The sequence below is a fragment of the Fischerella sp. PCC 9605 genome (assembly GCF_000517105.1).
Taxonomy (GTDB): Bacteria; Cyanobacteriota; Cyanobacteriia; order Cyanobacteriales; family Nostocaceae; genus PCC9605.
Genome location: NZ_KI912148.1, coordinates 202,670 through 218,559 on the forward strand (window position 1 = coordinate 202,670; position 15,890 = coordinate 218,559).

The window sequence follows — 15,890 nt, forward strand, 5'->3', positions numbered from 1 at the left end:
GGTGGTTAGTAGTTATTGATCATTGGCAATTAGTCATTAGCTTTTGACAAAGGACAAATGACAAAGGATAAATGACAAAGGACAAATGACAAATGACTAGTGACAGCTAAAATACTGTGCCATCGCTTTCTATCTGGATGGGGGGGATACCACCTGTTCGGAGTTGGGCAGCTATTTTTCGTCCAGCTGTCCAGGTTCCCCCTTGCAAGATTTTCACAAGTGGTAGTTCTTCGGCACTCTTACCCAATTTTTCTCGCACTGTAGTGGCGATTTTATCCAAGAGGATCGTGGTTAAGGCACGCCATTCAACTATAACTTCAGATGCTACTGATTGAGGTTGGGAAAAAATATCTGGATGTTTAGCACTGATAAGACCTAAGTCTAAGCATAATCCCCCATTACGATATTCTGGTAATCCGGTCAGGACATCTAAACCAGTGATTTCTATACCGAGTTCTTGGAGAGGTTCGAGGAGGGAGTAGGTAAGCCATTGAGATAGTTTGTGAAATGGCACCAAACCATCATCAGCAACGGCTGGATGAAACCAAACATCTCCCAGGTTCACCCCAGCAACTTCTAAGCGTCCAGGCCAAATATCACTTAGTCCTTCTAAAACTGCACTTAATACGGTTTCGGCTGCTAGCTGGTTGTTTTTTACCTGTGCCAATAAGTAATTTACCAAGTTGCCCGAACGGGGATTTTGTTCTCCAAACATCTGCGGTGAAGCGAGTAAGACTTGACCTAACCTTTGCAATAATTTCAACCGCCCTGCAATTCCCACCAAGGGATTTTCTGCATTTGCACCAAACCCATCTGCTAGTTTCTGTTCTGTTAATTGTTGTAATTTTTGAGCATCTACTTGTAATGGTTGATGAGGTTCGCTTGCAAAAGACCCTTGACAAAACATCTGGAAACTTGCTATTGCTAAACCTTCGGAACGTTTAAAACTCATTTGAGTTTCTTGCTCATAGTAATGCCAGCGATCGCCAGCACCAGCATCTAACAAAACACTGACGATCGCTAAATCAAATTTGGCAGCAGCTTTTTGAGTTGGCGTCAGTCCTGCTAACTTTTCATCCAACTTAAAAAGACGCGGTACACCCCCCGCTTCAAAATGCCGCCAACGACTGTGAAAGGGAATTTGCAAATCTGGGTATTGCTCCCGCATCACCTCAATTACATAGTCTGCCACCCGTTCCAACTGACTCAAATCGCAAGCAAAATGATGCGACTGACCTGCAACTGCCATTGTAAATAGTTGTCCACAACGCTCCCGAATGGCAATAGGCGATCGCAAATAAGCAACCACCTCCCTTTCTTCCCTTGGCATTCTTGGCGTCTTGGCGGTTTCCATTTCCATATCTTCACTATTCCTCCCCCGATACACCCCAAATTTGGAGACTGGGTAATGGGTAATGGGTACTAGGGACTGGGGACTAGGTAGGAGATGAGAAGAATTTTCTCCCAATCACCAATCACCAATCACCATTTTCAATCTGTCAAAGACCGTCCCTTCACCTCTGCCAAACTATCAGAATCTAATACCTCTCCTGTGGTATAATAACCAGCTGCTTTTTTAGCTTCAATTTCTACACGTGCATCTTGAGGAATTAAGTCCTCTGGAATTGGTATCCGTTCCACAATTTCAATTCCTGCTTGGGTAATAGCCTCGTACTTCATATTACTCATCGATACCATCCGGTCGATGCGGGTAATACCCAACCAATGCAAAACATCTGGCATTAATTCTTGGAAGCGCATATCCTGGACGCCCGCCACACATTCGGTGCGAGCAAAGTAGGCATCAGCGCGATCGCCTCCTTCTTGACGTTTGCGGGCATTGTAAACCAGGAATTTCGTTACCTCTCCTAAAGCCCGTCCCTCCTTACGGCAGTAGACAATAATACCAGCACCACCTTCTTGTGCTGTTTGCACGCAAACTTCAACACCATGTACCAGATAAGGGCGGCAGGTGCAAATATCCGACCCGAATACATCGGAACCGTTGCATTCATCATGTACCCGCACTGCTAGGGGTTTATTAGGGTCGCCAATTGCTACCATATCCCCGACGATATACACCGTCACGCCCCCAATTGGCGGCAAAAACACCTCCAGATCGGAACGCGTTACCAGTTCTGGAAACATGCCTCCGGTTTGTTCAAATAAAGCGCGGCGTAACTCCCCTTCTGTGATTTGAAAGCGTTTAGCAATCCCTGGTAAATACCAAACAGGCTCAATGGCAGCTTTGGTGACGACTAAATCGCCACCTGGTTTCATAATCTTGCCATCAATCGCTAAACGTCCTTTTGCCACCGCCTCTAGCAGTTCAGGCATATTGATGTGGGCCTTAGTAATGGCGATGGTAGGACGAATATCATACCCCTGTTCGTAGTAGGGTGCAAAAACCTCGCCAACAATCGCCCCAAAGGGGTCAAGGGAAACTATTTTATCTGGATCAAACCAACTCGGATGCGGCCCGATATGCTCGACTGGAGAGGTATTGGTGAGATCCGCCCTGTGATCTGACTGTAATACGCCCCTTGCCACAGCTAAGGCACGATAAACCGCATAACTGCCAGAGTGAGTACCGATCGCATTACGGTGTGCTTGCTTTGTCAACGTGGCAATCACGGGGCCCCGTTCCATCGGATCGCTTGCTCCCCACTTGATGGGAATGGGTTTGGGACCAAAGCGACTGGGATGAGAAGTGAGAACTATATGCCCGGAAACACTGTTTTGCTTTGGCATAGCCACCTGTTTTTTTTGGGATATTTCCTATTAGTCAACAGTCAGCAGTCAATCGTCAATAGTTAATCGTCAATGGTTAACGGTCAACAAGCTTTGGATTTTTGACGATCAACTAAGCACTAATGTGCAGGCAAAGCATTTGGGCGAGAATTTATTGGTTTTGGAAAGTATTACTTACCAAATGCTACTCTGCACCGTACCGCGTAGCCCTTCTCGTAGAGTAGCCCTTCGGGTTCACCAGTCGCTCATGGGGGGAACCCCCTTTCTGCGCGCTGGTTCACCGCTGCGCGTCTACGCTCCTACCCGCATTAATCGTATTCCAGACTACAACAAATAACACATTTATTGCTTAACTTGCAATTTAAAGGTGAATTTTAAAAGCTCAGTTAAGAAGTTTCTTCTGAGAACATTTTGTGCGAAATTTGATCCTAAAGATAGTTTCAATAGCGTCGGATTCATGGATTCTTTATTTGTCAATTCCTTACTTAAAGACTTGAAAAATCCCGATGAAACAGTTCGCGAACAGGCGACAAAAAAACTTTGGCGCATCTGGTATCAGCAAAAAGGTATTTACGGGCTGGAAATGATTGAACGCAGCCAAAAGTTAATGGATTCAGGTCAAATTGCCAAGGCAGAAACAGTACTAACCGAGTTAGTTAACGAACAACCAGATTTTGCCGAAGCTTGGAACCGTCGTGCTTTTCTTTACTACTCCACTGGCAAATATGAAAAATCTATAGCTGATTGCCTGATGGCTATTCAGATTAATCCAGTCCATTTTGGCGCACTTCATGGTATAGGCTTGTCTTACGCGGCAGTAGGAGAATATGCTAAAGCGATCGCTGCTTTTCGTCGCGCCCTACAAATTCAACCCTATTCCCTCTTAAATCAAAAATTGATTCTCGAATGCACGTTTCGATTGAGTTAAAAAACACAGAAATCAAGATAGTCTTTTGTATTAGATATAACAAAAGATTGTAAAAAATCTTCTTAGTCTCAATTGATTTCAATTGCTACCAGTATGCTTCACTAGTTATTGGCACTCACACTTTCTCTGCTTGTATAAATAGCAGATGAAAGCAACAGTAACCTAGCACGCTGGCTCAAGTTACTTTTGGTACAAACTTGATAGAACATGGGAGATTGCTCAAAAAAGTTTAGATCACACTTTTACAATTGTGGATTTAATAACCTGCTACTTTTTTCGGGTATGTTAGCAACTAATTAACACACTCTGTAACCCTGTAGAGACGTGCTATGCCTGGTACGTCTCTATATTGCGTATGTCTTACTAGGTAGTACATAATCCTTTGGTGCAGAATTTAGCAGTGCAACCTCTTGGCAATATTTCAAGTCATGATTGATGATTTGTTGAAGCCGATGTGAAATTTTGTACCCACTCAATGATGAAAAAGTTTGTAAAAATGTCTAAGCGGCTGTTCTTGTGGAACGCTCGTCAAAGTAGCAACCGAAACCTGACTTTATTTACTGTATTGGCTATCCTCTCAGTAGTAGCCACAGTGATGCTATCTTTTCCCTTACAGGCTCAAAATCTTCCTCTTCCTCCCCGTCCGCAAATATCAGAGTTACGGGGGGTATGGTTAACCAATATCGATAGCAATGTACTATTTGAAAGCGATCGCCTCAAGAGTGCCTTGCAAAACCTGAAACAGCTAAATTTTAACGTTGTCTATCCTGCCGTGTGGAATTGGGGCTGGACGCTGTATCCCAGCAAAGTAGCCCAAAGAACGATTGGGCGATCGCTCGATCCCACACCTGGATTGCAAGGGCGAGATATGCTTAAAGAAGTTGTCAGCGTGGGACATCAACAAGGCTTAACAGTCATTCCCTGGTTTGAATTTGGCTTTATGGCTCCCGCTGACTCCCAACTGGCAAAACGTCGCCCGCAATGGCTGACTAGTCGCCGCGACGGTAGCAAAATTTGGAAAGAAGGCATTCATGATAGAGTTTGGTTAAATCCCTTTCGCCCAGAGGTGCAAAAATTCATCCAAGATTTAATCGTAGAAATAGTCAGAAACTACGACATCGATGGCATTCAATTTGACGATCATTTCGGTTTACCATCGGAATTAGGATACGATGCCTATACAGTTGCGCTGTACAAAAAAGAACACAGAGGCAAAGCTCCTCCTGCCAACTCTAAAGATCCAGAATGGGTGCAGTGGAGAGCAAATAAAATTACCGACTATATGAAGCGGGTATTCAAAGCTATTAAAGCGACGAAAAAGAACTGCATCGTCTCCGTAGCACCCAATCCCCAACGCTTTTCCTACGAATTCTTTCTAGCAGACTGGCAAAAATGGGAGAGAATGGGACTTGTTGAAGACTTAGTTGTGCAAGTATATCGGGACGATCCCAACGTCTTTAAGAACGAATTAGAGCGTCCAGAAGTACAAGCCGCCCAAAGTCACATACCTGTGAGTATTGGCATTATGACGGGGTTAAAACGCAAACACGTACCCATGACTCAGATTGCCCAACAAGTGCAACAAGTGCGCAATCGCAAGTTTGCTGGAGTTTCTTTCTTTTTCTATGAAAGTTTGTGGAATATGACCAAAGAACCCCCACAACAACGCCAGATTGGTTTTAAGAACCTCTTTCCCACAACAACTGCTTATCCAAATCTGTTGGCGGGGTGGAAGCCCTAATTTAGTTAGTGGATAGTCGATAGTGGTTAGTGGTTAGTGGATAGTCGATAGTGGTAAACAACTAACTACTAACTACCAACTACCAACTACCAACTACTAACTACTAACTACTAACTACTAACTACTAACCACTACCCAATTCCCAAACGTCCAGCTAAACCAGGAGTTAAGGGTAGGAGAGTGGCAACCATTAAAAATAAAGCCAGAAGTCCCAAAGCAGCGCGTGCATCGTCTGGTTCGCTGATTTCATTCAAGCTGGGGCGTTCTAAGTCACGTTGCAAAAACAGAATGACAATCGCCCAGTACATTGCTAAAGGATTGGCAAGAGCCACTAACCCCAGCAAAATCAGGGTTGCAAAAGTCGTCCGCCCGGCGGTTTTACGTCCATAAATCGCTTGGACAATCCGACCACCATCGAGTTGTCCTGCGGGCATCAAGTTCAAAGCTGTGATTACTAACCCCAACCAACCAATCACTACCAATGGATGCACGTCTACTAAAGGCGATTGCAAAGCTGAACCAAGGACAACGCGCGCCAAACTACCCACCAATATTGAGCCTTGGAAAAACTGATTGGGTAACTGAAACATGCTGCCTTGGTGAGAAAGCAGTAACCCAGTTACCAACATTAACAAAGATACAATCCCCCCAGCCGCTGGCCCTGCCAAAGCTATATCAAATAATACCTTGCGGTTGGGCAATAAAGATTCAAAACGGGTAATGGCGCCAAAAGAGCCAATTTGTACTGCTGGGAGAAAGTAAGGCCAGCTGAGGCGGACTTGGTGACGACGGGCAAGTAACCAGTGACCGATTTCGTGAGCCAGTAAAATCACCAAGATCCCAGCACCGATGGGCAAAGTTTCTCCGATCCGCCCGACATTGGCAAACAAATCAAAATTTTGCAGTATACCCGCAGCTTCCAGACTCGTAGCTATAGTCGCCACCAGCAGAATACCCGCAAACACTTTTTGGGATAATGTCATCGGACGCGGGTCGTTGCGGCTGGGAAGGACAATTACCACAGGTTTGTTATCGGTATTTTCCACTAAATATAGGCGATATTTATCGCCTAGATTTTCCTGCAAGTTCGCAGTTAGGCGGTTGTGTACTACCTCTGCATCTCCCCGCAAATTACCTTTAAATATGGCTCCTTCCTGGTAAGGAATCGTTTCTGTAGCAAAAAACGTATCAATACCGAAAATACTTTTAATAGCATTCAAATCCTGTTCAGGAATCGGCACAGTCTCCAGTTTAAGCTGTGCAGGTTCTGCTGGCTGTGTTCCCTCTTTTGTAGAAGTGGCTTCTTGTTCGGCTAGCTTTTCCGTTGCCCGCTGTCTAAGAATCACATCTTGCCCAGCTGCTCGCAATTGTCTGCCCAAATAAATATACACTCCTGCCGAAACAACCAACAAAAAGAGGATGCCCACAATATTGATGTAAATCCCGGCTGCAAATAAGCCAAAAAACAGCAGCCAAGGAGCCATCAACACTACTGACTGTAACCAGGCAAAGATTCCCAGCTTTCCATAAGGTCTGGCACGATAAAAGCCCCAGCCCAAAATTCCGAAGGCGACCAAAAGAACTGTCGCAATGAGAGGAGTTTCTGATGCAGTAAACATTTCCAAACCCTTCGCTTTGTAAAATCAAGCCTGAATTAGTCAGGTGTTCACAGATATTAATTAATTTATAACGATGGCTGTATTCTGCCCAATATCTTAGGGTGAATGTGAGGAATGCGATCGCCTTTTTTCTAAATTTATGCTTTCGGTCACACGATTTTGGATTTTGGATTTTGGATTGACCCCACAGCCTATACTGGGGGCTTGAAGATTTTGGATGCGTGGATGCGTGGATTGATTCCACGGATAAATCCGCACCTCTTGTACCATCAAGGAATTATTGGTCAAGGTTTGTTTGGAGAAAGTTAGATGGATAATAGTTGCAGTAGAAGTAATGGAGATACTTCGATATGGCTATGGCTACTTACCCATCTCCAGTAAATAAACTGCTCACCTACGGTGACTGTCGTAAATTTCAAGAGATACCAAATTATATTGAGGAACTGGGCTTCAGTTCAGAACACATTCCCGATCTCATCCGCATGGCAACCGACCAACAGTTGAATTCCTCAGATTTAGATGGTCTTGAAATTTGGGCACCTATTCATGCTTGGCGTGCGCTAGGTCAACTTCGTGCTGAAGCAGCAATTGAACCGCTAATCTCCCTATTTCATGAACTTGATGATGATTGGAGTAGTAGCGAGTTACCCGACATCTTTGGCAAAATCGGGCCTGCTGCTATTCCTGCACTCCAAGCCTATCTTGCAGATTCATCCCACGATTCCTATGACCGCGCCACTGCTGCCACCTCACTGACAAAAATTGCTGAAAATCATCCTGATACGCGCAACCAATGCATTGCTATTTTGACGCAACAACTGGAACTATTTGCAGATAACGACATTGAGCTGAATGCTTTTTTGATAGGTGAATTAATTGATTTGAAAGCTGTCGAGTCTGCCTCTGTTATGGAGCGTGCATTTGCAGCAGAACGAGTTGTGCCTTTTATTGTTGGAGATTGGAATGAAGTACAGGTATCGCTTGGGCTAAAAGATCCTACGGAAGTGCCAGAACGCAAATTTTCCCTTGAAGAAAGGATAGACTACTTTGCCCTTAAACCTCAATCACAAAAGCCTCGGGGTTTCTCTACTACTTCCGATCAAAAGCAGAAAAAAAAGAACAAAAAAAACAAAAAGCGTAAGTAATTTAATTTCAGTTAATGATCTTCAAAGGGTCGCTGTGCCGCAATCAGAGTGCAGTGAAAATAGCGCTATCCGAAACAATTGCCTTTCTTTCAAAAACAACAACACCCAAGCTTTTACTAGCTTAATTATTTCCTCTCCTTGGTGATTCTATACAGGGTTGTACTGAATTAAAATTGCACACTCGCAGTGCAATCAATTAATCATGCACTCGCAGCATTAATTAATAATCAGTTACATTGCCCCCTATTTCACAAATACATTGAGGAAATGTAAGCGTTAGGCTTGGGTGCTGCTGTCAGTTGACGAGACAGATTGTTGAACAGCGTTTTTTACCTCTTAACTAAACTGAACCTTTGAACTCAAGGCTGTTATATCTGCCAGGGAAGCTTTTAAAGCTTCAATTATTAAATTATCACTTCTCATCATCAGTGAGTTATTTTTGAAAAAAAACTTTACTTTTCAATACCCTACAAGCTTCTGAAACTGCGATTTTGAAATAAAGGAATGAACCGAAAACTATTCTCGATCGCAACCCTTGGAAAAGTTTCTAGAGTTTCGTACCGGGAACTAGTCTAAATTCCAGCCCTAAGCGATCGCTCGATTAAATTAAGGCAGTATTACATTAGTTATTCGTGCCAAAGATCTCAATCCTGTTGAGAGCGATAATAGTAGTGGGGAGAATTTGTTTAAGAAGATAATAGAAAGCAATTCTCCTAGGAAAACAATGAAGAACAGACACTGGTTCGAGCAATTTATGGTGCTTTTGAGCGTGTCTGCTATTTTAGCTATAAGCTGCCCGAATGTCGTTCGCGCTCAAGGGTATAATCCAAACCCACGCTTGTACTCCCATCGGGGACGGCTTTTTCAACAGATTGATAACAGGCTTTACTATCCCGATTTGCAGACATGGAAGAACCAAGGAGTTCCTATAGGGACAACCGTTACTATTGAAGGTGATTCTGCTGTCATTCTAGAATATCGCTGGCCTTCTGACATTCCAAATGTACCTTGTATCAGTCGCGTAGTTATGAATAACCGAGGGCAGTACACTAGGTGGTTTAGCTATCAGGTTAAAAAATACGATATACCAGGGAGATGCAACATTACATCCGATAATGAACTTCCAGTAGTTCAACAAAGATTAGCACAAGATCCATCGATCGTCCGAGTTACCTTTTACGGACAAGAGGAGGGTGTAGGAGGAAAACCCGACTGGTGGGGACGACCCGCACGAACTCCGACCGACCAAGAATCGCAATCTTACAGACGAGAAAATTGGTTCTGGAGGGCATTGAGATATTATGGCATAACTAGATAGTAGTCAAGAGTTATTGCCACAAGCTCAGTTTGTGCTGAAGTCTATCTTTTACTGAATAGAGAAGCCGATGACTTAGCCAAACCAGACTAATGAGCAACAAGCATATCTTTAACAATGTTTGACTTCTTTAAAAGCATCGAAGGGCGGATTACGGCTGTAATTACTTTCGTGACGTGTGTGGTTAATTTTGTCATTTTATGGCAAAGCAACGCTGGAGCTGTCACTACTGTTATGCTATCTCTCTTCGTCGGCATTTCATGGTTTGCTTGTGGCTACTTGTATTTCAAGAAAAATATAATTCGCCAACCTCTACAGCCTACTAGGAAAGAATATGCATATTCTAGGAGAGTGCGTTGCTTTGCTTTCATTGGTCTGTGGGCAATTCCGCTCGTCACTATTGCCATTTTCTTTATAGTACCCTCCCTACCTCCGCAAAATCCTATTATCCTCGTCGCTGATTTTGAAGGTCCCGATCCGCAACACTATCGCGTGACTGAGACAATTATCCGGCGACTGAACAACGCTATCGGCACAAAGAAATACGCCCATGTCGAGATTAAGTCTTTGGGTAAATCCATCACCGAAAAACAAGGTAAAAAGGTTGCTCGTAATGAGGGAGAGAAACACAAGGCGATTATTGTCATCTGGGGCTGGTACGGCAAAACAAAAGAAGTTGTGCCTATCAGTACCAACTTTGAGGTGCTACAAATTCCAGTACCTAAACTGGGTGAGGAAGCCAAGGAGGAACCTCGAAAACCTTCTGTTGCTGAATTAGAGAGCTTTACGCTACAAACTCGTCTCTCGAAAGATATGACATACTTGAGTCTTTTCACTCTAGGAGTGGCTCGTTACGCAGCAGAAGATTGGGAGAGTGCGATTAACTTCTTCAACGACGCTCTAAGACAGCTTCAAGAGATCGAAAAGCCAGAATCGTCTCTAAACCAGGAAATAGTATATTTATACCGTGGCACGACTTATTACAAGCAAGGCAACTATAACAATGCTATTCAAGATTACGATTGGGTTATCGATCAAGTTAAAGATCGGGTTAACGTTAACCCCGAACTAGCTGAGCTAGCTATCAACGCGTACTACAATCGAGGGCTTGCTTTTGCTGACCAATATAATTACCGCGATGCCATTGAGAGCTATAGTCAAGCGATCGCTCTTAAGTCTGACGATAAGGATGCTTACAACAATCGCGGGCTTGCTTACGGCAAGCAACGTAATTACAAAGCTGCCATTGAGGACTTTGATATGGCGATCAAGCTTAATCCTAACTTAGCAGAAGCTTACAATAATCGAGGGTTTTTCTACGCAAAACTAGGTGAATACGATCGCGCTCTGATTGATCTGAAAACGGCTCTCGAACTCCAGCCAGAGGCTCATGTATACCACAGTATGGGATTTGCATATGCGGGTAAAGGCGACTACAAGCGTGCTATAGCTTACTACAACAAAGCTCTCAAACTTAATTCCAAGCTGGTCGTAATTTACCTTGATCGGGGAAGGGCTTACAAAACAATAGGCAAAAGAGAAAAAGCCATTACTGATTTCAAGCAAGTTTTAGAATCAAGCAACGATCCAGAACTACAACAACAAGCTACGAAGCAACTCCAAGAACTGGGCGAGAAATAGGAGATAGCCAATCTTGTAAACGTTCATTTAAATTGCGATGATTCTTGTCATCTTCCTGCTCAAGCGACTTGCGTAACCTTCATCACTTTTCAAACATTCTCTAATTCGCGATCGCCCACCACGAGGCAATGAAAATCCCTTCCCCCATCCCCTTTCCCCTTTACCCTATTTTCAAGACAGGTAACAGTATTGAGCGAATGGGCGATCGCTGTTTTGATGTTCTTAAAAACTACTAATCATATCAAACACTCATTCAGCAAAGAATGAATTTCGCTCTTTCCCAAATTTCTGCCAATCAGAACTAGCTGGTTTTTAGGTGGAGTAGACCAGTCATCGGCGTGTAAGTTGTAACGAGGGCCGCTAAGTTGAAAGATGTGCCGTGATTCACTATCACTAAACCACAGAAATCCTTTTGCTCGAAATACATCCTGTGGCATTTTTTCGGTTAAAAATTCTTCAAATTTATGGACATCAAAGGGGCGATCGCTTTGAAAAGAGACAGAAACAAATCCATCATTTTCTAAATGGTGAGAGTGATGCCCATGATGGTGATGATGCTTATGGTCATGATCGTGAGCATGGTCATGATGCTCGTGTTTGTGAGTATCTTCCTCATGCTCAAGGTTATATTTATCTTTTTGAGTCAATCCCACACCTAAAATTAATGGTAACGGAACTTGACAATATGTGGTGTTTAAAATTTTTGCACCTGTTTTGACTTCATGAATATAATTTTCTAACTCTTGTAGCTTTTCCCTATCCACAAAATCGGTTTTATTCAAAATAGTAATATCGCCATAAGTTATTTGTTTTAAAGCAGCTTCACTCTGGAAATGTTCAGGACTAAATGCCTCCGCATCTACTACAGTCAGAATAGAATCAAGGTTAGTTAAATCTCGCAACTCTGTACCTAAAAAAGTTAAAATAATTGGGAGTGGGTCAGCAACACCCGTAGTTTCAATCACTAGATAATCAATCCGGTCTTCTCTTTCTAAAATCCGATAAACCGCATCAACTAATCCATCGTTTATAGTACAGCAAATACAACCATTGCTGAGTTCTAGCATATCTTGATCGACAGAAATTAGCAGTTGGCTGTCGATGTTGATATCGCCAAACTCATTCACGAGTACGGCAACCTTTAAATCTTGTTTATTTTGCAAAACTTGATTCAGCAGAGTAGTTTTACCACTGCCTAAAAATCCTGTGATGATTGTCACAGGCATTCCCCTTTTGGGTAGCTCAAGAATTGTTTCTTTGAATGATGTAGTAATACTTTCCATAGAACATCCTATTTTTACTAAGAATGAACAAGTTGATTAATATCTTGGTACTCAATCTCAGCTATTGACTTATGAACTTTGTACTGTTGAGCTGGATTTGTCATCACCACAATTACTGTTTCAATTGGTGCACAACCAGGTTCAGTACACTGTAATTGACTCAGAGAAACTGAAGTTTTTTCGTCTATTTGCAAGGCTTGGTAAATCCATTCCTTTACTTGCCTTATTTTTTCTGGATTTGCTTTCGCTGTTTGTCTACCAAATGAAAAATTCATCCTGGCTAAAGTAAGTTGTCTTTGGACTGAATTAAGTAAGTCGGTGGGAATAAATCAAGCTATGTTAAGTAACGTAAAATCATTGAAATAATTTCGTAGTAAGGGCTTTAGCCCTTTTTTGAGGACTAAAGTCCTGACTACAAACCTTTAATTAATTACACCGTCCTACTTAAATCACTGACCATATTATATATAAAACGATAATCGTTATCATAATAGCGCAAAAATATAAAATTTACGTCAGGAGCATGCAAGAGAGTGAAAATCTTGGGTCAGTGCTTATACCAAGTTGCGTTCATACGTCTGACGCATTATACTTTGCAGAAGGAAAATAAAGGGGAGCCTTTGCGTTATGAGGTTCCCCGGTTGTAGTGACTGGCGTGCAGGGGGAAGGTTAACAGAATTGGAAGGTCTTTTTGTCGATACTGACAACAGAAACTAGATGATTTAAAAGCCTTTTGGATTGCAGATTTTTTGTGCATTAGAAAAGAGACTCAAAATCGGCGCTTTTAACTAGGTTAAGTCGATTTTCATTAATATTTACAGGGCCGCATCAAAAAAATAGAGGGTTGCAGTTGTCTACCGCAAGTTTGTTCAGGATTGATGAGCAAAGATGCATTACTAAGCCAACTGTTTTTTAGAGGAATTTTTCATGCATTGTACCTATCAAACATCTGTTCATTCCCAAGTTCGCAACTTAGGGCATGTAGTTGCTTTCATAGATTCTGCGATTGAGAATTATCAAGTTATTGCTAATGGTATTACACCAGATGTTGATATTTATCTGCTCGATTGCCAACGGGATGGAGTTGAGCAAATTATGGCTGTACTGGCTGAAAAACCAGTTGTAAAAGCCGTACACATTTTTTCTCACGGTTCACCTGGACAGTTGTCCTTAGGTAATGCTCAGTTAAATTCTGACACCCTGGAACGCTATTTCAGACAGTCCCGATGGTTATCGACTTTCAGAGGTGTTGACCTTTTCATTTATGGTTGTAATGTCGCTAGAGGAATAGAGGGAAAAGCTTTTCTGAGGAAATTCCAATCTTTAACTGGGGCAAACATTGCTGCTTCCAGAACACTGACGGGAAACAATGCTTTAGATGGAAATTGGGATTTAGAAGTAAGGCTGGGCAACATTGAATACCCACCAATTTTGCATCTTGAGGTAATGGAAACCTACGCTGGTGTTTTAGGTACGATCGCAGTTACTAACACCAATGATAGTGGCTCAGGCTCCCTCAGAGATGCGATCGCTAATGCACAGTCTGGCGACACAATTAAATTTGACTCTAGTCTGGCAAATCAAACGATTACTCTGACAAAGCAAATTGAGATTGGTGCTGGCAAAAACCTGACTATCGATGCTGCGGAAGCTAACAATTTAACTATCAGTGGTGACAACAAAAGCCGGATTTTCTTACTCAACTCTACATCTGTTCAGCCTACCAGCCTAACGGTAAAAAATCTTTCTTTGGTAAATGGATATACCAACGAGCGTGGTGGAGCAATTAGCACTACCCACCAAGGCAAATTGACGATTGAGAACGTTACGTTTAAAAATAATGTGGCGGATCAAGGCGGTGGTGCTATCTTCAGTGCCTATGAAGGGACGCTGACAGTTACTGACAGTCAATTTGATAATAATCGAGCCACAGCAGGAAATGATGAACGGGGAGCAGGAGCGATCGCTTTCTGGGGACCCCGAGATTTAACTGTCCGCAACAGCGAGTTTACCAATAACAAAGGCATTAACGGCGGTGCCATCAACAGCCTCAATGGCAAACTCACCATCGAAAATAGTAAATTTCTCAACAACGATACCACCAGCGCTTCCTACGACGCAGGAAAAGACAATCCATCCCTGAGAGGCTACGGTGGCGCTATTTATGCAGACCGTGCCAGCGCCATCGATGAAACCTCTGGTAGCATTCGTATTGTGGACAGTACCTTTGCAGGCAACAAAGGACGAGGGGAAGGCGGTGCTGCCTACCTCTACACTGGTACTCAAGATAACGTTAGCATCGAGTCCTCCGTGTTCAAAGACAACGAAGTTAGTGCCCTTGCCAACGGCGGTAACGGCGGAAATGGCGGTGCAGTTGTGCTACTTAGTAACGGACTCAACCAAGGCTTAACAATTCGCGATACCTCTTTTGTCGATAACACGGCTTCTAGTCAGGGTGGTGGTTTGTGGACAATGGATGCGCCAACTACAATTACCAATAGCACCTTCTCGGGCAACCGGGTATCGGGTAAAGGGGATAGTAATGTGGGTGGTGGCATGACACTGTACAGTCCCACCAGCATCGTCAACACAACAATTGCTAACAATTATGCCGGATGGGTTGGGGGTGGTATTTCTGCTGCTAACGATGCCCCTGTCAGCGTGCAAAATACTATCTTTTACAACAACACCGCCGATAATGGCACAAACGCTTGGGGTATTCAACAACAAACGAATCGCGAGTTAACAGACAATGGCGGCAATATTCAATATCCCCCCAAAGGCACGACGTTGGGGAATGACAATAACGCCACTGCAAATATCACCATTGCCGATCCAAAATTAGATTCTTTGCAAAATATTGATGGAGTTTTGGTGCATCCACTTCTATCAGGAAGTCCGGCGATTAATGCTGGTACTAGTAACGGGACTATAACTACTGACCAACGTGGCATTACTCGCGATTCAAAACCGGATATTGGTGCTTTTGAGTTTGCTGGAAGCACTTCAGCGAGTTTACCAACTTCTCAAGTTAAAGGTGTCACCTTTGTTAGGGGTAACGATGGTAACGATACCCTAAATAGCGGTAGAGAAAATAGTGCTGACCGTTTCTACGGTGACGATCGCATAGATATTCTCACGGGTGGTCAAGGTAACACTCGTATCAACGGTGATTTAGGAAAAGATCGGCTGATTGATGGTATGAGATCTGATTTTGAACCAACCCAAGATGCGATCAACTCACGCGGTATCCTGACTCAACCAAGCGATCGCAACTCACAAAGATTTTCTGATGTCCTGAAATTGCAGCCAGTGGGGATTGATACTACTGTTCGCTTGGATGTGGATGGAAAAGCAAAATCCGGTGGGTTCGAGAATTTTAGTCCGTTGGAAAAATTTGATCCATCTCGTTTGAGTGCTAACAACTTCCTCTAAGGATAATTTCTAGTACATTAGGTATAAAAAAG

At 43.1% G+C, this 15,890-nt stretch carries 12 protein-coding genes; 7 read left to right on the top strand and 5 right to left on the bottom strand.

Annotated elements, in window-relative coordinates; translation table 11 throughout:
• Positions 1-106 precede the first annotated feature (106 nt).
• Together FIS9605_RS0103210 and FIS9605_RS0103215 are read right to left on the bottom strand one after the other, a co-directional pair.
• Positions 107-1,360 (bottom strand): URC4/urg3 family protein, encoded by a 1,254-nt coding sequence (locus tag FIS9605_RS0103210; protein WP_026731295.1) that lies wholly within the window; start codon positions 1,358-1,360, stop codon positions 107-109.
• A 131-nt stretch (positions 1,361-1,491) separates the two neighbouring features.
• Entirely contained in the window at positions 1,492-2,751 is a 1,260-nt protein-coding gene (locus FIS9605_RS0103215) for a GTP cyclohydrolase II (RefSeq protein ID WP_026731296.1), read from the bottom strand.
• A 124-nt stretch (positions 2,752-2,875) separates the two neighbouring features.
• Here FIS9605_RS0103215 and FIS9605_RS42335 point away from each other — a divergent pair, with 124 nt between their 5' ends.
• The 3 genes from FIS9605_RS42335 (at position 2,876) to FIS9605_RS0103230 (ending at position 5,420) form a co-directional block, all read left to right on the top strand.
• Positions 2,876-3,088, top strand: coding sequence for a hypothetical protein (locus FIS9605_RS42335; protein WP_026731297.1), 213 nt, complete (start codon positions 2,876-2,878; stop codon positions 3,086-3,088).
• Between the two features lie 120 nt (positions 3,089-3,208).
• On the top strand, positions 3,209-3,679 hold the full coding sequence (locus FIS9605_RS0103225; protein WP_026731298.1) for a tetratricopeptide repeat protein: 471 nt from the start codon (positions 3,209-3,211) through the stop codon (positions 3,677-3,679).
• A gap of 478 nt (positions 3,680-4,157) precedes the next feature.
• A complete protein-coding gene (locus FIS9605_RS0103230; RefSeq protein WP_026731299.1) occupies positions 4,158-5,420 on the top strand; it encodes a family 10 glycosylhydrolase in 1,263 nt (420 codons plus the stop codon).
• A gap of 131 nt (positions 5,421-5,551) precedes the next feature.
• On the opposite strand, the gene FIS9605_RS0103235 is transcribed toward FIS9605_RS0103230, so the two are convergent.
• Positions 5,552-7,039: a site-2 protease family protein gene (locus FIS9605_RS0103235; protein WP_026731300.1), complete on the bottom strand. Its 1,488-nt coding sequence runs from the start codon at positions 7,037-7,039 to the stop codon at positions 5,552-5,554.
• Positions 7,040-7,389: 350 nt separating this feature from the next.
• On the opposite strand from FIS9605_RS0103235, the gene FIS9605_RS0103245 reads away from it, so the two are divergent.
• From FIS9605_RS0103245 to FIS9605_RS39695, 3 genes are all read left to right on the top strand, one after another.
• On the top strand, positions 7,390-8,184 hold the full coding sequence (locus tag FIS9605_RS0103245) for a HEAT repeat domain-containing protein (RefSeq protein ID WP_026731301.1): 795 nt from the start codon (positions 7,390-7,392) through the stop codon (positions 8,182-8,184).
• A gap of 724 nt (positions 8,185-8,908) precedes the next feature.
• The gene (locus FIS9605_RS0103250) at positions 8,909-9,502 is read left to right on the top strand and encodes a hypothetical protein (protein WP_026731302.1); all 594 of its coding nucleotides are present in this window, start codon (positions 8,909-8,911) and stop codon (positions 9,500-9,502) included.
• 114 nt (positions 9,503-9,616) lie between these two features.
• Entirely contained in the window at positions 9,617-11,140 is a 1,524-nt protein-coding gene (locus FIS9605_RS39695) for a tetratricopeptide repeat protein (protein WP_051469921.1), read from the top strand.
• Between the two features lie 236 nt (positions 11,141-11,376).
• On the opposite strand, the gene FIS9605_RS0103260 is transcribed toward FIS9605_RS39695, so the two are convergent.
• On the bottom strand, positions 11,377-12,423 hold the full coding sequence (locus FIS9605_RS0103260) for a CobW family GTP-binding protein (protein WP_026731303.1): 1,047 nt from the start codon (positions 12,421-12,423) through the stop codon (positions 11,377-11,379).
• A gap of 17 nt (positions 12,424-12,440) precedes the next feature.
• On the bottom strand, positions 12,441-12,698 hold the full coding sequence (locus tag FIS9605_RS0103265; protein WP_026731304.1) for a hypothetical protein: 258 nt from the start codon (positions 12,696-12,698) through the stop codon (positions 12,441-12,443).
• A 652-nt stretch (positions 12,699-13,350) separates the two neighbouring features.
• Between FIS9605_RS0103265 and FIS9605_RS36140 the strand changes: the two genes are divergently transcribed.
• A complete protein-coding gene (locus tag FIS9605_RS36140) occupies positions 13,351-15,858 on the top strand; it encodes a DUF4347 domain-containing protein (RefSeq protein ID WP_051469922.1) in 2,508 nt (835 codons plus the stop codon).
• Positions 15,859-15,890 lie beyond the last annotated feature (32 nt).